19 protein-coding genes are annotated in these 21,737 nt (G+C 53.2%); 12 read left to right on the forward strand and 7 right to left on the reverse strand.

All coding sequences use genetic code 11. The features are described from left to right. The coding region (locus tag VE954_RS33450; protein WP_324961239.1) for a Sua5 family C-terminal domain-containing protein at nt 1–496 on the forward strand (496 nt) is incomplete at its 5' end. Between the two features lie 4 nt (nt 497–500). On the opposite strand, the gene hflX is transcribed toward VE954_RS33450, so the two are convergent. The 3 genes from hflX to VE954_RS33465 all read right to left on the reverse strand — a co-directional run bounded on the left by hflX (nt 501) and on the right by VE954_RS33465 (nt 3,687). After that, a complete protein-coding gene (gene hflX / locus VE954_RS33455) occupies nt 501–1,856 on the reverse strand; it encodes a GTPase HflX (protein WP_324961241.1) in 1,356 nt (451 codons plus the stop codon). Between the two features lie 166 nt (nt 1,857–2,022). Further along, on the reverse strand, nt 2,023–2,727 hold the full coding sequence (locus VE954_RS33460) for a hypothetical protein (protein WP_324961243.1): 705 nt from the start codon (nt 2,725–2,727) through the stop codon (nt 2,023–2,025). A 39-nt stretch (nt 2,728–2,766) separates the two neighbouring features. After that, a complete protein-coding gene (locus tag VE954_RS33465) occupies nt 2,767–3,687 on the reverse strand; it encodes a LysR family transcriptional regulator (protein ID WP_324961245.1) in 921 nt (306 codons plus the stop codon). A gap of 383 nt (nt 3,688–4,070) precedes the next feature. Between VE954_RS33465 and VE954_RS33470 the strand changes: the two genes are divergently transcribed. The 7 genes from VE954_RS33470 (at nt 4,071) to VE954_RS33500 (ending at nt 13,861) form a co-directional block, all read left to right on the forward strand. Next, the gene (locus tag VE954_RS33470; RefSeq protein ID WP_324961247.1) at nt 4,071–8,003 is read left to right on the forward strand and encodes a S8 family serine peptidase; all 3,933 of its coding nucleotides are present in this window, start codon (nt 4,071–4,073) and stop codon (nt 8,001–8,003) included. A gap of 162 nt (nt 8,004–8,165) precedes the next feature. After that, entirely contained in the window at nt 8,166–9,383 is a 1,218-nt protein-coding gene (locus tag VE954_RS33475; RefSeq protein ID WP_324961249.1) for an acyl-CoA dehydrogenase family protein, read from the forward strand. Between the two features lie 22 nt (nt 9,384–9,405). After that, a complete protein-coding gene (locus VE954_RS33480; RefSeq protein ID WP_324961251.1) occupies nt 9,406–10,242 on the forward strand; it encodes an SDR family oxidoreductase in 837 nt (278 codons plus the stop codon). Next, entirely contained in the window at nt 10,239–11,294 is a 1,056-nt protein-coding gene (locus tag VE954_RS33485; protein ID WP_324961253.1) for a phosphotransferase family protein, read from the forward strand. The genes VE954_RS33480 and VE954_RS33485 overlap by 4 nt, the downstream gene beginning before the upstream one ends. Nucleotides 11,295–11,296: 2 nt before the next feature. Continuing rightward, nucleotides 11,297–11,989, forward strand: a complete 693-nt coding sequence (locus VE954_RS33490) for a histidine phosphatase family protein (protein WP_324961255.1) — start codon at nt 11,297–11,299, stop codon at nt 11,987–11,989. Nucleotides 11,990–11,998: 9 nt separating this feature from the next. Then, the gene (locus VE954_RS33495) at nt 11,999–12,769 is read left to right on the forward strand and encodes an SDR family oxidoreductase (protein ID WP_324961257.1); all 771 of its coding nucleotides are present in this window, start codon (nt 11,999–12,001) and stop codon (nt 12,767–12,769) included. A 150-nt stretch (nt 12,770–12,919) separates the two neighbouring features. Continuing rightward, entirely contained in the window at nt 12,920–13,861 is a 942-nt protein-coding gene (locus tag VE954_RS33500) for a Tim44 domain-containing protein (protein WP_324961259.1), read from the forward strand. Between the two features lie 75 nt (nt 13,862–13,936). Here VE954_RS33500 and VE954_RS33505 read toward each other — a convergent pair whose 3' ends face one another. The 3 genes from VE954_RS33505 to VE954_RS33515 all read right to left on the reverse strand — a co-directional run bounded on the left by VE954_RS33505 (nt 13,937) and on the right by VE954_RS33515 (nt 16,480). After that, nucleotides 13,937–15,229 carry a hemolysin family protein gene (locus tag VE954_RS33505; protein WP_324961261.1) on the reverse strand — a complete coding sequence of 431 codons (1,293 nt, stop codon included), beginning with the start codon at nt 15,227–15,229 and terminating at the stop codon, nt 13,937–13,939. A 154-nt stretch (nt 15,230–15,383) separates the two neighbouring features. Continuing rightward, nucleotides 15,384–15,737: a hypothetical protein gene (locus VE954_RS33510; RefSeq protein ID WP_324961263.1), complete on the reverse strand. Its 354-nt coding sequence runs from the start codon at nt 15,735–15,737 to the stop codon at nt 15,384–15,386. Between the two features lie 2 nt (nt 15,738–15,739). Continuing rightward, nucleotides 15,740–16,480 (reverse strand): hypothetical protein, encoded by a 741-nt coding sequence (locus VE954_RS33515; protein WP_324961265.1) that lies wholly within the window; start codon nt 16,478–16,480, stop codon nt 15,740–15,742. 391 nt (nt 16,481–16,871) lie between these two features. Between VE954_RS33515 and VE954_RS33520 the strand changes: the two genes are divergently transcribed. From VE954_RS33520 to VE954_RS33530, 3 genes are all read left to right on the forward strand, one after another. Then, on the forward strand, nt 16,872–17,126 hold the full coding sequence (locus VE954_RS33520) for a hypothetical protein (protein ID WP_324961266.1): 255 nt from the start codon (nt 16,872–16,874) through the stop codon (nt 17,124–17,126). Nucleotides 17,127–17,531: 405 nt separating this feature from the next. Beyond that, complete coding sequence (locus tag VE954_RS33525) at nt 17,532–19,325, forward strand: helix-turn-helix domain-containing protein (protein ID WP_324961268.1); 1,794 nt, start codon at nt 17,532–17,534, stop codon at nt 19,323–19,325. Nucleotides 19,326–19,340: 15 nt separating this feature from the next. Then, complete coding sequence (locus VE954_RS33530) at nt 19,341–19,481, forward strand: hypothetical protein (protein WP_324961270.1); 141 nt, start codon at nt 19,341–19,343, stop codon at nt 19,479–19,481. A gap of 43 nt (nt 19,482–19,524) precedes the next feature. Here VE954_RS33530 and VE954_RS33535 read toward each other — a convergent pair whose 3' ends face one another. Continuing rightward, a complete protein-coding gene (locus VE954_RS33535; RefSeq protein ID WP_324961272.1) occupies nt 19,525–20,202 on the reverse strand; it encodes a hypothetical protein in 678 nt (225 codons plus the stop codon). An 87-nt stretch (nt 20,203–20,289) separates the two neighbouring features. On the opposite strand from VE954_RS33535, the gene VE954_RS33540 reads away from it, so the two are divergent. After that, nucleotides 20,290–21,737, forward strand: a 1,448-nt coding sequence (locus tag VE954_RS33540) for an isovaleryl-CoA dehydrogenase (protein WP_324961274.1), incomplete at its 3' end; no start/stop codon positions are given.

The following is a 21,737-nucleotide window of genomic DNA, read 5'->3' on the forward strand; positions in this document are numbered from 1 at the left end:
CAGACATGGCGCGATTGGCGAGAAAGATATACTGGAAACGCTGGAAAACAAGGGTTTGCACGCTACTTTTAGCACCAAGGCACCCGGTCAGACGGCGAAAAAAATTGAAGGACCTGGGCAGTATCTTCGACATTACGCGCCGCATACCCCGGCCTGGATGCTGACCTCAGGAACCACGATGCCGGACGGTTATGCGGTACGGGAAATCCTGCCGCTTGCGGCCGCGGCCTGCCTGGATCTGGGGCAGCGTGTGGCTCGGCACAAGCTGGATTTTCATAGCTATCAGGATCTGGCTCCAAGCGGGGACATGGCCGATGCGGCCCAAACTCTGTTTCAGCAGCTGCGCGCTTCGGAAAACCAGACCGGACATCAGGTGATTCTTTTACCTGAACTCGATCCGCATCAGCCCGATCAGCAGGCGGTTTATGATCGGATTTTCCGCGCCTGCGAAGGCAAACGCGCCTGCATCGTGGGGCTTGAAGTCCACCTCAGCTGAGGTTTCAGCTGTCTTTATTCAATTGTTTTTCAATCCATGCGTGAACATCTTCGGTCGCGCGGATGGTGACGATCGTGCCTTCATCTTCATGCTTTTCCTGCAGGACGCGCGCGCGTTCGCGAATCATGCCCAGGACTTTGCCCTGGGTATAAGGAATGAGCACGCTCTTGTCGATCATTTCTGTTTCGAAGTGTCCCAGGATCAGTTCGCGAATGCGCTTGATGTCATCACGATTCCGCGTGGAAATAAAGATGGCCTCGGGAAATTCCTGGGCCAGCTCCGCCTGTTGCTCGGGCTGCAGCTGATCCACTTTATTCAGGATGAGAAGGCTCGGTGTTTTCTCGGCTCCAATTTCAGCCAATACCGTGCGGGTCACTTCCCACTGGGAACGGAAGTTGGGATCGGAACCATCCACGGTAAAGAGCAGCAGGGACGCATTCAACGCCTCGTCCAACGTGGAGCGGAACGAAGCCACCAGGTCATGCGGCAATTTTTTGATAAAACCGACGGTATCGGAAACCAAAATGCGCGGCACGGTTTCAGGCTGCAGAGCCCGCACGGTTGTATCAAGAGTCGCAAAGAGCTTATCTTCCACCAGCACTTCGCTGCCGGTTAACGCGCGCATCAGCGAGGACTTGCCAGCGTTCGTATAGCCAACCAGTGCCACACAGGGCGCTTCACTGCGTTGAGCCCGACGGGTGGTTTGTTCATGACGAATGGACTCCAGCTGACCACGCAGCTCGGCAATCCGATCCCGGATACGCCGGCGATCCAGTTCATGCGCGCTTTCGCCTGCACCCTTGGCTCCAATGCCTCCACCCTGGCGATCACCACCGACATGCGAAGCACGCAAACGCGGAGCCAGGTAGGCGAGCTTGGCAATTTCCACCTGCAGACGCGCCTCGCGACTGCGGGCATGACGGCTGAAGATTTCCAAAATCACACCACTGCGATCAAGGACTTCGACGCCTGTGGCATCCTCGAGATTACTCAGCTGAGTCGGGCTCATCTCATGATCAAAAATAACAACGGTGGCCTTGGTCTCAGGCGCATCGATAGGTTCGGGTGCCATCCGCTCATCATCATCGTCCCCGGCCCCGTCCTTGCTGAAACCGGTCACGATTCCAGTCCCGCCGGTCCAAAGGGCCAGTTCCTTGAGTTTGCCTTCGCCCAGTATGGTGCCGGTGCGCAGCGACTTGCGCCGTTGCGAGACCCTGCCCACGGTCACAAAACCCAAAGTGGTACAGAGCCGCTCGAGTTCTTGAAGCGAGCCTTCATGTTCAGCATCGGACACACCGGGGAGCTGTACGGCTACCAGGACAGCCTTGGTTTTTTTGGGGGTATTGGAGGTTTGACTCATAGGACTTTTCCTTACTCAGACGCAAACACTTGCGGATCCCGTTTGTATAACATTCACAGACGGAAAAGGATCAGAAAGTGATTCGGCGACAATTTTGCATAGAGTAAGGAGGATGGGCCCGGGGAGCGCACAGCAGCCGGGGGAGGGCCGCTGCGGATGGGGACGACTAAATCAGGTAACGGAATTTTGCCAGGATCAGGCCAAGTCCTGAATCCGTGGATTTTTCCGTGTTCGATGTTCCGCCACTCTTTACCTTGGTTTCGACTTTACGATAGTTGTAGTCGATGCCAAAAACATACTCAAAATTCTTGGCCAGGGGCACGACACCCAGAAGGTCAAAGTACAGGGAATAACCTGAACCATCGGCTTCCTGCGTGGTCGGGGTCGGGCCGCCGCTCGTGGACTTCTCGCTGTCCATGATCAAGGCTGGGTTGATATCAAATTCAAAGGTCACCTTGGGGGACAGAGCGCGGCTATAGAAATAATAGGCGCCAATGCTGTTGTTTGACGTTTCGTCGCCGTCTTTGACGTTTCTGGTGTTCAAAGTCGCACTCAAACCAGCTTCCTGGTTGGTGCCAATGGCTTTACCGGCCAGAACGCTGAAGCCTTGATTCACAGGATAGGCATAAACCGCATAGCCCTTCGCAAAGGCCGCTATTTCGATACCGGAAGGAAAGGTCGTGAAGCCTGAGGCTTCCGTCTTGTCGGTCGTCGTGCCGTCGTCATCCTCGAGGGTGACCATGTCGTAACGCAGTACGCCATGCGATAGACGGATGGTCGCGGGCTCGTCATTGGTCTCGGCCCGGAGAAAAGTTGTAGGCAGCAAAACGCACGCACCAGCGGCCATATTCAGAATCATCTTCCGATTCATAGGAGTCCTTCCAGTGAAAATTCGAGCTATTCTCCTAGACTAGTTACTTTGACGGTAAGGCTCAATCAAATTCTGACACTTTTTGCGCAGCCAAATAGACGCTAATTCCTCATCATGCCGTTCATGCCAGTACATGTAAATAGCCGGCAGCGGGCATTCAAACGGCAAAGGGACGCAGGTCACCTCATGGAGGAGTCCACTGTTCCGAATAAAGTGGGAGGGCAGGGTTAAAAGCAGGTCGGTGGAGGCTGCTGTACGCACCGCAGCAAAAAGGTGCTGACAGCGCATGGCGATGGTGCGCTCTCGACCACGTCGCTGAAGTTCATAATCCTCTATGGATGGCCCTGTGCGCCTTGAAGAAACCACAATATGCCGCGCCTCCAGATATGCCGCCAGTGGCAGTTCACCCTGCAGGAGGGGATGGTCCTTACGAGCGACCACGACCCACTGATCTTCCATGAGCTTTTGCATGCGGAGCTGTGATGCAACAGGGAGCAGGACATCGAAGGCGAGGTCCAGTTGGCCCGTCGCGAGCTGTTTTTCCAGATCGTGACGTTTAATACGTAAGCTGGTGAGCTGGGCCAGCGGCGCTTCCTTCTGAAAAACCTGCATGAGTTGTGGCAGGAAAAAACCTTCCAAAGGATCCCGTGTCGCCAGAATAAAATTCTGTCTTGTCTCCCGGGGATCAAACGTTGTGGATGTAGAAGGTAAACTAAGATGCAGTTGCTGCAAGGCTTCCCGGACTTTCGGCAGAAGACTCCGCGCCAGTGGTGTCGGTTCCATGCGCGGACCGCGACGGACAAAAAGAGGATCTTGATAGAGTTCTCTGAGGCGGGACAGACTATGGCTAACCGCTGGTTGCGTCAACCCTAAAACCTGGGCGGCGCGCGTAATATGCGCTTCCTGATGAATGGCGTGGAACACCACAAAAAGATTCAAATCGATTGTATGTAAGCGCATCGCTTCTTGTCCTTTCCCATCACCCGGTTAGTTTTATTTAAACCGTGGTGATTAACTTCCAAATCACCCCTATCCAACGGAAAGCCTGTCGTACACAGGGCTTCATTGGTATTGCGGATTTTGCGGAGTTTGTCCATCGCGAGAGATTTTTTTTATCTACCTTGACGCGACATCGCAGGATTCTCGCCCTTGCTATCTCTTAATATTTGACAGTCGCTTCCAGCGTTCAGTAAAGTCCCAAACAGAATTACGGTAAGTTTACTTGGGATAAATGCCAAGTCCTTGAGCGAAGCACGGATGAACATGCGTTCATGCATGGAACTTTTTGCGTTCAGCTCAAGGCGTTATCCCATTGCCCTTTTTCAAAAGGATTGGAAAAACCCGTGCAAACGAAAAAAGCCTTTGTGGTATTCCGTCATTCCTTATTTTTTACTTTAGTTGTCGCCGGGGGTCTTGTGAGCTGTCAAAAACGCTCTTCCTCCCCACGGCCTTCGGTGGAGAAGGATCCGAGTGGACTGATCATCCCTACACAGCCGTTACCGCCGATGGATGTGAGCGATGGCATCGTTAAATGGCCGAATGGGCAGGTTTCATTTACGATGAAAATCAAAAACAGGAACTACATTCAGGTCAACGGTTTGGTGGCGCCAGTCACCTATAGCCAGTTCCTGGAGCATGGCAGTCCTGTGCACAGCTCCGAAGTCAGGGATGAGATTCAGCAGAGCCTGATCAGTTCGCTTAAAAAGCTTGAGGCGGATGTGAATGAGGAATTTTTGCTCAAACAAATCGTGCCTGAGGCCGGTTATTATTCCATGTGGATTCCTTATAGTGAAACGGTCTGGAGTCGTCTGCAGGCTGTGAAACAGCTGCCGGTGCCCATGACTTTGGAGGCGGTCACCACTGATCCAAGCGAGTTGCAAAGAGTCGCGCAACAGTCCGAGCAGATCAACCAGATGATCGTGGCAGGTCAGGCCAAGGACAAGACCGATGGCTTTTCAGGATTGGTTCGCATTGGTGTGACCAATGAATGGCTTCAGGCCTTGGAGCAGGAACTCGGCGAAAAGGTCGATGGATCCCTGGTGAAGGTTGGTATCACCGACACGGGCATTACTTATAATCATCCGTCCTTCCTGGATAGCGCGGGCAAGCCACGCGTGACCTATATGAAAGACTTCACCCAGGAAGGAAAAATTTATTTTCCTAACACGGCGAAGTTCACAGTCCGACTCGGGACCGCGGACGAAGCGACCGCCGCGGGAACTCTGGCGAGCAATCTTTTGATCGCTGATGACGTGTCAGCTCATGTGAATATCGTGGCTTCAACGCCGGTGGCCGATGGCGCCAACCTTATGCCGGTACCCAAAGGCACGGCTTTGGTGGTGCCAGCTGAGGTTCGTCAGGCGGTACAGGACGGTGCGAGCGTCCGCCTTGGATTTCTGGCCGAGATTGCGCTCGGCGCCTCGTTTGACTTGAATCGGAATCGCAAAACCGATGACCTTCTAGGTGTCCTCCTGGTCTCGTCCAAAGGCAGTCAGGGCATCGCCGATAGCAAGGCTTACCTGGCTCTCGATCCGATCGGCAGTTTTGCCAAAAACAATGCCGTGGTTCTGAATACACGTCTGGAAATGGGTAAAGCCAAGATCCTGCGTAACTTCAACACCAGTGGTGACATCGCGCAAAGTTATGCCGAGAAATTTGGTCTGGCCTTTGAAACCATGAAATTGAAAACAACCGAGGGCGTGGACGTTGATACCATGGTTGTAGGGATCGTCGGTTATGATTCAGGTCTGCACGGTTCGCACGTGGCTGGGATCATCGGCGGTCGCAAGACGCTCCTGAATGATTCGGATATGACCCTGGCTCGCGGTGTGGCTCCAGCTACCCAGCTTTATGCCAATCGCGTGTGTGCGAATACCCGGGGCTGCTCAGCCTCCAATGCCATTATCGATCTTGCCCTGGAAGCCAAAGTTGATGTTATCAACATGTCCCTCGGCGGCCTGAGCAATGTCAATGACGGGTATGATACACAATCCCTGTTGATCGACCGCTTGAGTCAGATCAGTAATACCCAGTTCATAATCTCGGCCGGTAACTCAGGTCCAGGCCTGCAAACCGTCGGGTCACCTTCGGCCGCACGTCATGCCATCAGTGTCGCTGCCAGCGCATCGACGGATATCATGGGCCGGCAAAGTCAAATTTCGATTCCTACCGCCGATGGCAAGGACGAAGATTTCGTTATGGGCTTCAGCAGCCGCGGGCCTTTAGGTAACGGTGGTTTCAAACCCAATGTCACCGCTCCTGGGACCCAGCTTTCTGCCGTTTCGTTGAATAAGCCCGGCCGGTCCGGAACGGATATCATGCAGGGCACGTCGATGTCCGCACCAACCGTGACCGGAGCCTATGCACTCCTTCTGGATGCGGCGCGTCGTTACAATCGAAAACATCCTGATGCTCCCTTGCCCACGGATAACCTGACTCTGCGTAAGGTGCTGATCGGTTCCGCCAAGGCTTTCGACGCGGCAACCTTCGATCCTAAAACCAATCAAGTCACCCAGGGCCAATATACCTGGATCGATCAGGGTACGGGCATGATCAGTGTGCCAGCCGCCTGGACAGCCCTGAAAACCCTGGCCAGCCGCCACGTATCGACTGGAATCAATGTGGGTGGCAAGGATGTCCAACCGATTTATGAAGTTCGTACGCTGATGACCAACCGCTATGGCAAAGTCTATGACGGTAAACCTGTGGAAGGTAACCCGGTGACAGCTTACGGGGCTGGCCTTTGGTTGGATGCCCGTTCGAATCGCTCACTTTATTCAGTCGGCGTGGCTCGTCGTCTGCCTTTGATCGCCGATGGAGCTCAGACTGCGGATCAGCAGGGCGATGCCTTTGCCAAACTCGTCTCGAGCGGTGAATTCTTTAAACTGACGACCGAGATTCATGGATCTGCCATCGATTGGTTGAAAGTTAACACACTGGCTGCGGCCAACCCTGATCAGACCAACAGCTGTAATGCACTCGAAGCCAGCGATAAACTCACCTTGGTTGGGCAGGGAGCATTGGATGCTGCCAGCGTCGGTGGCACCCAGGAAAGTGTCATTTATGTTTGTATCGATCGTGAGAAATTCGCTCGTCTGGCCAAAGGTGATCACGGTGCTTTGATTCGCGCCTATCGTCAAAACGCGGATGGCAGTGTGGTGGAAAACGTTCCTTCGTTTATCATTCCCGTTTACCTGACCTTGCCGCACGAAACACTGACGGATGGCAAGGCCTATACCGTGACGCAAGCCAAGGTGAAAGCCCTGGGCATCAGCCGCAATTATGTGGAAGTTCCAGCCGATGTAAGCGCCATGCGTGTCACGCTGAGTGTAAACAAAGCCACCGTGGATGCCTTCGGTCAGGCCCACAACTGTTCGGGTGTGTATCTGAATACGTATGCTGCGGATAATACAGTTCAACCGAAAGCGCTGGCCGGTGTGGTGGCTTACAACTGCACAGGCAGCGGTTATTCGGTGGGGCCAGACGATGAGCTGCGCTCCAAATTTGCGGCGGAAGTGATCGCGCCCAAAGCCGGGATTTGGGACATGCATGTGGAAGGCCTGTCGCGTTATCCCCTGAGCACCTATCAGCTGCGGGTGGATTATGTGAAAGCGGCTTCGCAGGTGAAGGAAGTGAAGGGCGGTATCGAAGCGTTGAATGGTTCCTTGAATATCGAAATCAAGGAAGGCTCTGTGCCTTATAATGTCAACCCCACACGCTCGTCCTACATTATGGATCAGGCGGTGCAAACCCTGCGGCCTGAAATCAAAATGTCCGAGAAACTGGAAGTCGCCAATGGTGCAGGCGCTGTGCTGCGGACTTATCCTGCGACCGTGACCAATGTAGCGATTGCGACGAGTGGGGCGCCGGACTCGGATCTTGATTTGGAAATTCACGAATGCACGCTCACAGGTACGGAGTGCAAAGTGATGGGCAGCAGCGGTGGACCGGCTGACGAAGAGGCGGCCAACTTTGTGCCCAAAGCGGATAAGGCTTATAAATTTGTGGTGGACGGTTTCAAGGTTCCTGCGGGCCAGGTGACATTCCAGTTTTCGGAATCGATCACCTTTGCCAAGGGTGCGGTGGGAACCGTGACCGCCAGCCAGCTGGGTTCGGATCGATTCTGGAACGTGGTCTACAGCCTTAACAAAACGGATCCATTCTTTCAGTCGGAAATTTTCCTGAAAGATCCTTCTTATGAAGCGCGCGGCAGCATCCGCGTGGCGTCCGATGACCTGACCCTGGCCGTGGTTCCCGTTCAGGTCCGCCTGAACTAATGTAAACGATAAAAGCTTGTGGAAGGGACGGGGTTTTTTCTCCGTCCCTTTTTTTATGCAGGCGCTATAACCGTGATCGATGACGCTTCATGAGGACTATTTATTTGCCTAAAGATCCATGAGAGCCTAGGGTGACACATTCTTTTGAGCCGAGGACCAGCCATGGATTTTTCCCTTTCGCCGACTGCCCAGAGTCTGAGCCAAAAAATACGAACCTTTCTGGAACAGCATGTGTTCCCTCAGGAAGCGCTTTATTACCAGCAGTTAGGTGGTGACAGCCCCCATTGGCGGCAATGGAAAGTTCCACCCATCATGGAGACCTGGAAAGCTGAGGCCCGGGCGCAGGGTCTTTGGAATCTCTTTCTGCCGCCCCATGGCAGCACCGGTCTCTCCAATTGCGACTACGCACCTCTTGCCGAGATTATGGGGCATTCCCCCATTGCTCCGGAAATTTTCAACTGCAACGCGCCCGATACCGGCAACATGGAAGTCCTTTATAAGTACGGCAGTGACGAGCAGAAGGAGCGTTGGCTGCGACCTTTGATGGACGGCCGGATTCGCTCGGTGTTTTTCATGACGGAACCGGATGTGGCGTCGTCGGATGCCACCAATATGCAGGCCACCTGCCGCGTTGAAGGCTCTGAAATCGTTTTGAATGGCCGTAAATGGTGGAGTTCCGGCGTGGGGCACCCGAACTGCAAAGTCGGCATTTTCATGGGTGTCAGTGATCCCGATGGTCCGCGTCATCAGAGGCATGCCATGGTCCTGGTGCCTTTGGATAGTCCCGGTGTGAAGATTGAACGCATGCTGTCGGTGTTTCATGGTTATGATGCTCCCTTTGGTCATGGCGAGGTGTCCTTTACCAACGTCCGCCTGCCACTCAATACCTTGATTGGTGGACCAGGGCGCGGTTTTGAAATTGCCCAAGGGCGGCTTGGACCGGGACGTATTCATCACTGCATGCGGGTCATCGGAGCCGCTGAGCGTGCCCTCAAACTCTTGTGTGAACGCGCCAGCAAACGTACTGCGTTTGGCAAGCCACTTGTCGAGCTGGGCGGTAACCGCGATATCATCGCCGACGCGCGCATGCGAATCGATATGGCCCGCCTGCTGACGCTGAAAGCAGCCTGGCTGATCGATACTGTTGGCATTCAAGGCGCCATGAGCGAAATTTCTCAGATCAAAGTGATCGCACCGAATATGGCTCAGGATGTGATTGATCATGCGATCCAAATCCATGGTGGGGCGGGTGTCTCCGATGATTTTCCTTTGGCGGCCCTCTATGCTTACGCCCGGGTTTTGCGCATTGCCGACGGACCGGATGAAGTGCATCGGAATTTAATTGCTAAATTGGAATGGAAACGCCAAGGCTTGGCTTAAATCTTTTTAGGAGAGGAACGTTATGAGCCAGAATTCTGGAAAGAGAGTAGCCATTACCGGTGCGGCGAGTGGTCTGGGTCGGTCGCTTGCCCTTCATTATGCACGGCAGGGTTGGAATGTGGCCGTGGCCGATATCAATGATCTGCGTGGACAGGAAACGCAGCAGGTTCTCCTGGCTCTCGGCATTGATGCCTTTTATATGCATGTCGATGTTCGTGATGATGCTTCCTTGAGCAAGTGGAAGGATGCGATCGTGAAGCGTTGGGGCGGGCTTGATGTGATCATTAATAATGCCGGTGTGGCGGCTCATGGCGCGATCGATGAAAGCCCCACGGAAGACTGGGATTGGATCATTGATATCAATCTGATGGGAGTCGTGCGCGGCTGCCGCATTTTTACCAGCGTCTTTAAAAAGCAAGGCTTTGGTCATGTCGTCAATGTCGCTTCAATCGCTGGTCTGATTCATTCGCCTGAAATGAACAGTTATAACGTCACCAAAGCGGGTGTTGTCGCGTTGTCCGATACCATGAAGTCGGAGCTGAAGCGCTTTGGCATCAAGGTCAGCGTCGTATGTCCCGGATTCTTTCCGACCAACCTTATGGAAAATACCCGATCGCCCAATCCGCATATTAAAACGGCCATCGGTAAACTGTTTGCCAAATCCAAACTCAATGCCGATGACGTGGCGCGCATCGTGTTCAATGGCGTGAAGGCTGGCCGCTTTTATATCCTTCCGCATAAGGACTTTGCAGCGTTCTGGTATCTTAAGCGCGTGTCGCCCGCTGCCTATTTTTATGCCATGGCCAGGATGGTGAGCAAACGTCCCGAATTCAAGGACAAGGCGAGGGCCGCTTCATGACATTGATCGATCAGGCCAGCACGCCACGGGCTGGTGAGGAACTCGATGCCTTGGCCGTGGAAGCCTTTATCAAAAAGCAGCAGCCTTCCTTGCAGGGACCCTGCCGCATCAGCCAATTTCCAGGCGGCGCATCAAACCTGACCTATTTGGTCGCGTTTGATCAGCAGAGCTTTGTGCTGCGTCGCCCACCGTTTGGCACCAAAGCCAAATCCGCTCATGATATGGGCCGCGAATTCCGCGTGATGCAGAAGTTAAAGCCGGTTTATCCTTATGTGCCTACCATGATTGCTTATAGCGAAGACGAAAGCATTCTGGGTTCGCCCTTTTATATTATGGAACGGCTGGTGGGATTTATTCCGCGGGCCGACCTGCCGGCGGAATTAGGTTTCGGCCCCGAGCAGCATCGAGCGATTTGTCATGAGTTTGTCGACAAGCTCGTCGAACTGCATCAGGTCGATTATCAGAAGGCTGGACTTGCCGATCTTGGCAAACCGGATGGCTATGTGACCCGTCAGGTGGAAGGCTGGTCGCAGCGTTATCTGGCGGCGCGTACCGATAATGTTCCGGATTTTGCGGGCGTCAGGCAGTGGCTTAGCGATCACAAGCCGGATCAGATTCGCACCTGCGTGATTCATAATGATTATCGTTTCGATAATATTGTTTTTGATCCCGAGCAGCCGACGCGGGCGATTGGTGTTCTCGACTGGGAAATGGCCACGCTGGGTGATCCCCTGATGGACCTGGGCAATAGCCTCGCCTATTGGGTGGAGGCAGCCGATGATCCCTTCATGCAGAAAATGCGGCGACAACCGACGCATTTACCAGGCATGTTGACCCGCGATCAGATGGTCAAACTTTATCTGCAGAAAATGGATCTGCCCTCGGTGGATTTCACCTGGTATCGGGTCTATGGACTCTTCCGCCTGGCCGTGATTGCGCAGCAGATTTATTACCGTTTTGCTGCGGGTCAGACCAAGGATCAACGTTTTGCTCAGTTTCACATGATGGTCGCGCATTTGGAAAAAGTAAGTCTTTCCGCCATCAAGGGGTGAGCATGGGTTCGTTGTATTTGGTCCGACATGGTCAGGCTTCCTTTGGCGAAGCGGACTATGATGCACTCTCGCCCCGTGGGCAGGAGCAGTCTCAGGTGCTGGGGCAGATGCTGGCCGGCAGTGGCCTTCGTTTTGATCGGATTTTGCAAGGCGGCATGAAGCGTCATACGGAAACGGCACGTCTTTGCCTTGCACAAATGTCCGACACATCCCCACCGGAAACCGCCGCCTGGCTGAATGAATTTGATCATCAGGCGGTCATGCGGGGTCTGCATCCTGATTTCGCTGATCCAGCCAAGGTGCAGATTTTTCTGCAAAGTCAACCGGAGCCGACCAAGGCCTTTCATAAGGAATTTGAAAAGGCCATGCAACGCTGGATGCACGGCGCCCATGACGCGGATTATCCGGAATCCTATGCGCAGTTCAAACAACGGTGCCGGCAAGGGGTCCAAAATCTTTTGCGCAGCTGTGCCGCGGAGTCCAATGTTCTGCTCTTCACTTCCGGTGGGCCGATTGCCTGTCTCATGCAGCTGGCCCTGGATCTTTCCGATGTGATGATGCTGCGGCTCAATGGGGCTATCGTCAATGCCTCGGTGTCGCGTCTGCCTTTTAAGGCGGATCTTTTGTTTGTCAGTTATTTCAATGACCATGCTCATTTTGGCAAAACTCCCTCGCCCCTTCTTACTTTCAGATAGGACAGGACCATGGATTTCAAAAAACCCTTCGATCTTTCCGGAAAAGTGGCGCTTGTAACCGGATCAAGCCGCGGGATTGGGGCCAGCATTGCACGACTTCTGGCAGCTCATGGCGCCAACGTCATCGTTTCCAGCCGTAAGCTCGATGCCTGCGAAGCGGTGGTGGAGCAGATTCAAAAAGAAGGTGGCAAGGCGGAAGCCATCGCCTGTCATATCGGTGAAATGGATTCGATCGTGTCGCTGTTTGCCCAGATCAAACAAAGGCACGGCCACTTGGATATTTTGGTGAACAACGCCGCGGCCAATCCCTATTTCGGGCCCATCCTCGACACTTCACTGGAAGCCTACCAAAAAACGGTGGATGTGAATATTCGCGGTTATTTCTTTGCCTCGGTGGAAGGAGGCAGGTTGATGAAGGAGAAGGGTGGTGGCGCCATCGTCAATGTGGCTTCGATCAATGCCCAGAATCCCGGTATGTATCAGGGCATTTATTCGGTGACCAAGGCCGCAATTGTTTCCATGACGCAATCCTTTGCCAAAGAGTGCGCTGCCTTTAACATTCGCGTGAATGCTCTGCTGCCAGGTGCGACGGATACCAAATTTGCTGCGACGCTGGTGAAGAATGAAAAGATTCTGAACCAGCTCATGCCGCACGTTCCCATGCAACGTGTCGCACAGCCCGACGAAATGGCTGGCGCGGTGCTTTATCTGGTGTCGTCTGCCGCGTCGTATACGACAGGAAGCTGCATCACCGTCGACGGTGGCTTTCTGATCGGTTGAGCTCAAAATGTTCATTGCTAAAAACGAACAAGTGGCTCCTTATTATCCATTAACGGAATATTGCTAGTCCATGATAGCTTTTCAACACAGGCCCGCTCGTTCGAGCGTGCCGTCCACCTGAGAGGTATCCGGATTATGAAAGTTTCAAGAATGGGATTACTGATACGAACTTTGCTCATTGCTTTTAGCTTTGGATTGTTCACGCTTGGTGACGATGCGTTTGCGCGTGCCGGTGGTAAGCGTTCCTTTGGTCAACGTTCCCAGCCCACTACGCAGCCGCGTTCGAATCCTCCACCCCAGCAGCAGCCGCAAATGCAGCCTCCCGCATCCAATCGCGGTGGTTTCATGAAGAGTATGGCTGGTGGTCTGGCCGGTGGTTTGCTCGGTGGCATGCTGTTTAGCTCGCTCGCTCATGGCAGTGGCTTGGGCGGCGGCGGCGGCGGTGGTATTGGTTTGCTCGATATTATTTTGATCGCTGGTCTTCTGTACGTCGGTTACCGGTTCTGGAAAAGTCGCCAGAATCAGAACCGCCACGCCTTTGCCGGCGCTGGACCGTCGATGGGTGGTTCACCCATGGGTTACACCCCACCGGTGAATCAGGATTCGTCGATGGCTCGAAGCACCAGCTTCGGAAACAGCGGCGGCGCGGATACGGGTTACTTTGCTCAAGGTTCCCAGGCGCCTATGGTGTCGGGTTCCCGTCTGGATCGCGAAACCGCAGAAGACGTGTTCTTTCGGGTGCAAGGCGCCTGGACCCGTCGTGACCTGACTTCGGTTCAGGACTACGTGGAACGTGATGTGTCCCGTGTTTTGGAAGCAGACCTTCAGGATCTGAAATCTCGCGGTGAGATCAACCGTCTGGAAAATATTTCCGTGCGGAACATCGAATTCAGCGAGCCTTGGTTTGAAGGTGATCGTGAATTGGTTCGTGTCCGCTTCACCGCCAACCTTCTGGATTACACTGTGGATGAAACCACGGCAGCGATCAAGAGCGGCAGCAGCAGTGAACCGGTTAAGTTTGATGAATATTGGATTTTTGCGAAATCTCAGGGACGGAGCAGCTGGCAGCTGGCAGGGATCGAACAGATCTAAACTTCGTCCGGCGTTTGCTCTTGGATGAGAGGATCCGGGTCTTCGGCCCGGGTCCTGTTTTAGTCTATCAATATTTCAAGGCAGCAGTTTGATCTTGGTCAAACGATGCTTCTTCATCTCCAGAACTTCAAATATACCCGCATCCGTTTTAAGTGTTTCGCCGACCTTGGGCATCCGTCCCAGGGCTGTCAGGATATAACCTGCAATCGTGGTCGACTCCTCGTCCTGTAAATTCCAACCCAGCTGTTCGTTGATCAGCTGAAGACGCGTGTCGCCACGCAACACAATGGAACCGTCCGCCTGTTCATCAATTTCTATCGTAGGATCTTCATTGTTATCCTGGACCTCACCGAAGACGGTCTCAATAATATCCTCAAGCGTGATGATGCCAGCCGTTCCACCATATTCATCGATCACCGCTGCGATCTGGGTGCGTTCGTTCTGGAATTTCCTAACCAGCGTATCAAGGCGATAGGATTCCGGGACGTACAGTAACGGTTTCACGAGATCCTTGATTTCAACTCCAGGCAATTTTTGCCGGGAGAATTGAAACAGATCGTGCGTGTAAAGAACCCCGATCAATTCATCCACACTTTCGCGATAGACAGGCAGCCTTGTATAGGGGGAATGCGAAGCTTCATCCAAAAGAGCATCCAGCGGCTGATTGAGGTTGAGAGCTTCCACGCGTGCTCTTGGTGTCATGACCTCGGACACGGCCGTTTCACTGAAACGAAAAGTCTTTTGCAACATGCTGCGTTCAAAACTATCGATGTGGCCGGCGGCATGGCTCTGGCGAATCAATAGCAGCAGTTCCGCAGGTGAATGCACCGAGCCATGCTCACCCCCTCCGGGTAAGCCAATAGCCCTCAGAAGCATATGGCCCAGACCATTCAAGCTCCAGATCAGGGGCTTAAACAGAATGATCGCGATCCGCATCGGGCGGGCCAGGAACAGCGAGGTGGATTCAGGATGAGTCAGGGCAATGGATTTGGGAACGAGTTCGCCCAGGATCACATGCAGAAACGTGATCAAGGTGAAGGAAATTGCAAAACCGATCGCATGCTGGGCTTTTTCTGCCAGGTCGGGAGCCAACCAGTGAAAAACAGGCGCCAGCAGTTTCATGACAGCCGGTTCACCGATCCAGCCCAAAGCCAGGCTGGCGATCGTAATACCCACCTGCGTGCCGGCAATGTACCGATCCAGGTCGCCCAGCGCCTTCCGCACATGCCGGGCGGCACTGACCCCTTCATGGGCCAGCTGATCGATGCGGGTCCTGCGAACGGTGACCAACGCAAACTCTGCTGCCACGAAAAAGCCATTGGCTCCGACCAGCAGGAGGACACTCACCAAACTCCAGAAAACGCTCATGTTCTTGCGATCCTTGCAGAAAAGAATACCGGCGCTCACCCTAGCAGACACTGGGGGAGGCTGCAATGACCGTCACTGGAATAGGGGAGAGGTCGGGCAAAAAAAGGCTCCAACCCGACTTTAGGACGGGTTGGAGCCAGGAGATGACTTAGGGTTAGCGTAACCTGGATGCGCGGACCATCTGACGACGGTCTTTCAGCACAAACTGATTCATGACTTCACCATCGGTGAGGCGATAGCTTCTTGATTCATCATTTTCATTGGCAATAGTCACCGTCGTAACGGGATCCACAGCCGGAGCTGCAGCTGTTTCAGCCTGCAGTACGATTTCTTGAGGCAGAGGTTCTGTTCCCATCATGCGGAACATCGCGCCGTCTCCTGACAGACCAATTGCCTGGGCCAGAAGGTTTGCAAGGCCTGCTCTGCCAGGTGGTGTGGAAATACCCCCACCTGTACCGGCGTGAGCCGTCAAGCTAATGAAGCAGGATAACAGCAAAACCTTGTTCATGCTCAGGCCTCCACTTTCTTATCAAGGATTGGTCCGACAAAGAGGGATGATGCAGTTACAATAGAACCTTTAAATTCGGGAGAATTTTCAATGTTTGCCAGACTCTCGATAAAACTCGCATGAGCATCAAAGTAGGCCCGGAGGCCCTTTTCATTGAGACCGGTGACCCAGTTACGCATGTGCGTGCCTGGATTCGCTGACGTCATCAGATGAATATTATTCAGAGCAACCTTCTTTACCAGCTCGTCCGACCACCACTGGCGTCCCGCGATTAAATTTTCAATGTTTCCATTTTCCATTATGCGCAGAGCTTTTTTGGAAATCAATGCATCCAAAATTTCCCGGCCCATTCTGCCGAACTCTTCGACAACAAGGCTACGGGTGGCGCCTACAGTCTCGGTCGCAAAAGCAAAAATGCGATAACGGTCGATATCCGTCAAAGCAAAGGCAATGGTATCAAGCAACTCATCGGTTTGTTGTTCCGTTAGTTTACTGTCAGCCATTTCCTGGACTTCAGCAGGATAGAATTCACCAAGAATTTCCAGGTACTTGTCGGGTTCGATCACTTTCAGAATGCGCTTGGCATCAAAGAAAGACAGGCTTTTCTGTTCGCCTGCTTGCAGTCTGTAAACGATCGTATAATCAACGCCGACCTGCTTGGCCAACCATCTCACACTCTCATTTTTTTTGACGACGAAGGCTTTGATTTTTTCCTGAAGGAAAAAACAAATCGGATGAGCCATTGAAGCTGCTCCCAGGTCGATGAGTAGTGATTGTCTACTATATGTATAATTTTATGGCGGCCTAAAGTCAAAGGATTCGTGCGCCATGGACAATAATACTTGTTCTTCGTGGTTGTGAATAGTCATATGTGCGCACTTTTGCGATTGCAAAAGCCCAGAAAAAATGCCGTCACTAATTCGAGACAATTTTCCAAATGACAAATGACGCACCTTTGATTTCATTGCATAAAAAAAATTACGCACTTTTTTTAAGCAACTCCATTTTGCAATGGCTGAAGAATGTTTTGCGGAAAATAAACAAAACTTGCCGGTGTCATGACCACATTGATATTTACGACTTATCACTAAGGTTAGTTCACTGATGCGCGTGACAGTTTAAGGAGAGAAACCAATGCTCAGATTTTTCGTTTTTAGCAGCATCGGTCCGATCATATTGTTTCTGCTCACGTCGGGATATGGCATGAGCCGACCTTCAGTGCTGACTTATAAAGATTGTGGCTTCGGGAGTGGCGTGCCTAGCGAACGTTACCTGGAGAAGGCCGAAGAATTTAAGAAAAAATATGGCGACAAAGCCAAAGTCGAGTGGATAACCGAAGAAAACTGCCAGGGCGTGACTTTGCATTATCACCCAGACGGTAATCCCTAAATTTCAGTTGCTTCCTAAAAGCGAAAGCTTCCGCAATATTCCCTTCCCAATTTCCCCATATCACTGCTCCCTCCCGCTACCGGCGTGCTGGATCCTAAGGGATTCCGGCACCGGTTCGGGCTCACTTCCTTCATTTTTGATATCCAACCGAGAGCATTCAGAGTCACATTTGTTGGAAATTGCGCATCCTCGACCGTTTTCAGGCCTACTCTTCAGCTACATGTTTCGGTCATCGTTCACTACTGCTTTTGTCTTCCTTTTTTGAGGCGTTTTTGAGGCGATTAAAAGCCTAACAAAAAACGACTATATCCCCTGTTATTTCCCTGGTTTTAATAGGTGTTGAAGCCAGGACTGAATCCTGCTAGACACCATCTGTTGTTCTCATTTTCCACATCGAGGTTTGCTGTGTCGCTCGCAGGATCAAGCCCCTACTTTTCGCAGATGGCCGGCGGTGATTACCTCCAAATCATTGCCACCGCTGTGGATTCGCGTGATGCTCGATTGAATCCCGAGGATATTCCTTGGGTGGTGGGAGCGTTAACGTTGGTGGGACGCAACCTGGAAGCGGATGGTCTTCTGCAGCGCTGGATCTCTCATCTGACGCCCGCTCAATGGATTGCGGCGCGCTGTTACCTGGGCTCGGGTTTTTGTCGCGAAGGTCGTCATGATCTGTCACGCAAAATATTTTTGAATAACCTCCGGGACGCGAAAGCCGCTGGTGACAGCCAATCTCTTTGCTTTGCCTATCAGGGCCTGGGTTTCTATCGATACTTTCAGGGCCGTTTGCATGCGGCTCGTATTTGGGGCCAGGCTGGGGTCAAGCAGGCCCTGGCAGCTGATTTCGATTACGGTTATGTCTTGACCATGGAACTCCTGGGGCATTCTCAATTGAAACTTGGTCAGATCCATATCGGGTTTCGGACGCTGTCCATGGCTCGCAAACGCGCCCAAAGTTTTGGAACAGGGGCGCTGCTGCAGGCTATGGATCACAGTATGGTCATGTTTAAGTCCGCCTATGGTGTGGCGAAGCATAGTGATGAAATCGTCACGGTGCTGCAGGAGACCCTCAAGCGACGGGCCTATGAGGACAGTTATACCCAGGCTCATTTGAACCTGGAGTTATCCCGCGTCCTGCTCCTTCGCGGTCAATTGCGCCGTTCGAAGACCTTGCTCGAACGCACGAGTGAACTCGTTTATCGGATCGACAACCCGAATTTGGAAATGGACCATAACCTGCACCTGGCTCACATCCTTCGCAAACAGGGTGAAGCCCATCAGGCTTTGAGTCTGGTCCGAGCTGCCAGGCATCGGGCGCAATCCCGTCCGGATCTTCGGCAGCAACTTCGATCGCTTGGTTTTGAGGCGCAGCTTTTGGGTGAAATGGGCCGGGCTTTTGAACAGCAGGCCCTCCTGGTGCAAGTGGAATCGTTGACGCGACGCTGCGGAAGCCTCGTGGGTTGGCGCACGCTGCAAAGGTTGAAAGGAACACCCGGGACGAGTCGTTCGGGTGATGATCTTCTGGGCGATCTCATGGATCAGGTGAAATTTTATCCGTCTTCGGCTCTGCAGGATATTGTTCGGACCGGCTGGCTCGGGTTTTTGCCTCATGTCATGGGCCTCAGGCCGCATGAATGTGCCCTGGTTTTTGACGTGGAACTTGGCTCCGTCACCATTATCGATCGCGGTGAGGTTGAGCATAAAGTGGAAGGCTGTTCGGGTCTGATGCGCAAACTCATCAAGTGGCTGGCCAAAGGTGAAAGCGCCAAGGATCAGCTGACCTCGTCTCTTTGGGGTCGCAGCTATGATCCTGGTCGTCACGATAAACAGATCTATGGACTCGTCGCCAAGACCAGACGTTTCCTGGGCCCTTACGGCGAATGGATTGAAGCCAGTGAAAGTGGTTATCGATTGCGGCCGCAGATTCGCGTTTTAACCCAGGATCTTCGCACGCCTCAGCCGATGTCTCTCTTGCAAGGTGATGATGCCGATCGCGAAGAACTGCCCGCGCTCAACATCCGTCAGGCCACAGTCCTGAGTTGGATGCGCGCAGGCGAGATTATCGAACCGAAAGCTCTCGTGGATCGCCTCAAGGTTTCCGATGCGACTGCGAGTCGGGATTTAGCCAAACTATTGGAGCTGGGACTGGCCTATCGTATGGGCAAGGGTCGCACCACACGCTATGCCTACGGACCACCGTAAACAGGAGTATGCAACATGGGAACACAGGTCGGAAATGCAACGCCGATTGAGGTCGAGACCGCCGCTCTGGACGAGCGGGTCGAAGACAGCAGCATCATCAGCTCAGATTCCTTCGTGGAGTCGAGCTGGAGGGAAGAAAGTTCAGCCGATTTCTAGCGTGAGCAGCCCAACCTTGGGCTGATGATCGCAACTCGCCAGGTCATGGACGTTTTTGCGCAAGACGGCGGAACGTTAAACCATGCAGGATCAAGGCCGTCAGCACATGCACGCCTGGCAGCCAAATATAGGGAAAAAACGCGACAAATCGATTGGCGGGTTCATTCATGAATACCCGAAAAGGCAGTGGGGCCGACAGGACGGCCACACTCACAATGTTAACGAGTAGGCCAAATGCCAGGATTGATTGAAGCCAGGCCCAGACCTTGGGGTTGGTCAATCGAGGCCATAAGGCAAAGAGCAGCAAGGCACTCAGAGCCGAGACGATATCGAAGTTACGACCATGCCAAGTCATCTGGACCGGAGCCAGGCCTTCGCGCCAGGCCAGATCCAAAAGAATTTCAGGCAGAATGCGAAATCCCTGCAAGCCGATGAGAACACGCAAAGGCACCGCGCTGATCACCCGGCCACCCCATGCCGACATTGCGATTCCAACGCTCACCACGAGCAAAGCCAAAACAAAAAATAGAAAGGGCGGAGGCATCCGGGACACATCGGCCAATATTCCTGACAATCCAAGACCAGCCGTCACCAAAAAAATGGCGAGATAACCCCACAAGCCCCATCTCACGTCACGCTTGGACGGCACGTAGCGCCTTAAAGCCATGAGAACCAGAGCCGCCGCTGCGCATGCAGAAAATATTGCAAAGGCTGCTGTCATGATGATGCTCTCCTTGCCCAAATGATTTCAGGGTGATTCTTCGAAAATGTTCCCTTATCATTCGGATAATTTTAGGGAGGGTGCAACGTGGAATCCTGGCAAACGCATGAAGTGTCCAACCAATCGCCGGCGCTGACCGACTACAACCTTTATCTTCAGGATCAACCGCTGCGCGAAGCGGTGGAGAGGGAAGGGGCTGCCTGGGCCGAGGCGCAGCTGATTCAATGGGGCGCTGAACTGGGGCGTGCCGAGAGTTTCGAGAACGGTCGTCTGGCCAATGAATACCCTCCTGTGTTGAAAACATTTGATGCGCGTGGTCACCGGATCGATCAGGTGGACTTTCATCCGGCCTGGCATCAGCTCCTGCACGACGTGGCGCGGCGCGGTCTTCATACCGGGCCCTGGGCCGATGAACGTCCGGGTACCCATGTCGTTCGAGCCGCTGCCTATCTTCTGCAGACACAGATTGAAACCGGAACGCTCTGTCCCACCACGATGACTTATGGTGTCGTTCCTGTGTTGCGTAAGGCTCCCGCATGGGCTCAGGGCTGGTTGAAAACGCTCTATTCCCGCGAACATGATCCGCGTGATCTGCCCTTTGCCGCGAAAAAAGGCGGCCTTTTGGGAATGGGCATGACCGAAAAACAAGGTGGTTCCGATGTGCGGAGCAACACCACCGAGGCTCGCCAGCTGCGTGGCGACGAGTTTTTGATCAAGGGACACAAATGGTTTTTCTCAGCACCCATGTGCGATGCTCATTTGGTTTTGGCTCGCAGCAAGTCGGGGCTGTCCTGCTTTTTTGTTCCCCGATGGCGGCCTGATGGCACCAAAAATGCCATTCACATCCAAAGACTCAAACACAAACTCGGCAATCGTTCGAATGCTTCCAGTGAAGTTGAATTTCAAGATGCCTGGGGACTTCTGCTCGGTGAAGAGGGACGTGGTGTGCCAACCATTATTGAAATGGGGACCTATACGCGGCTGGATTGTACGTTAGGCACCGCGGGGCTGATGCGTCAGGGTTTATCGCAAGCCCTGCATCATGCCTCGTATCGTCAGGCGTTCGGTAAAACTCTGATCGATCAGCCTATCATGCAAAATGTTCTGGCTGATCTGGCTCTGGAAACCGAAGCCGCGACTGCCTTGGCTATGCGTATGGCGAGGGCGTTTGATGCGCAAACGGATGAAGCCGAAACCATGGTCCGGCGTCTGCTCACGCCCGCTGCCAAATTTTGGGTTTGCAAGCGCGGTCCCGAATTCATGGCGGAAGCCATGGAAGTCTTGGGCGGGAATGGTTATACAGAAGACTATAATCTTGCGCGCATGTACCGGGAAATGCCGCTCAGTTCAATCTGGGAAGGATCAGGCAACATCATGTGCCTGGATGTGCTGCGCGCCCTCCAAAAAAGTCCCAAAGCCGTGGATGTTGTGGAACATGAATTAGGTGCCGCTCAAGGTCAGCCCCATTTCAATCGGCATCGGGATCATCTGATGCGCCGTATCAGAACGGAAACTGTGAATGAAGGGGAAGCAAG

Source organism: Oligoflexus sp. (genome assembly GCF_035638955.1).
GTDB lineage: Bacteria > Bdellovibrionota_B > Oligoflexia > Oligoflexales > Oligoflexaceae > Oligoflexus.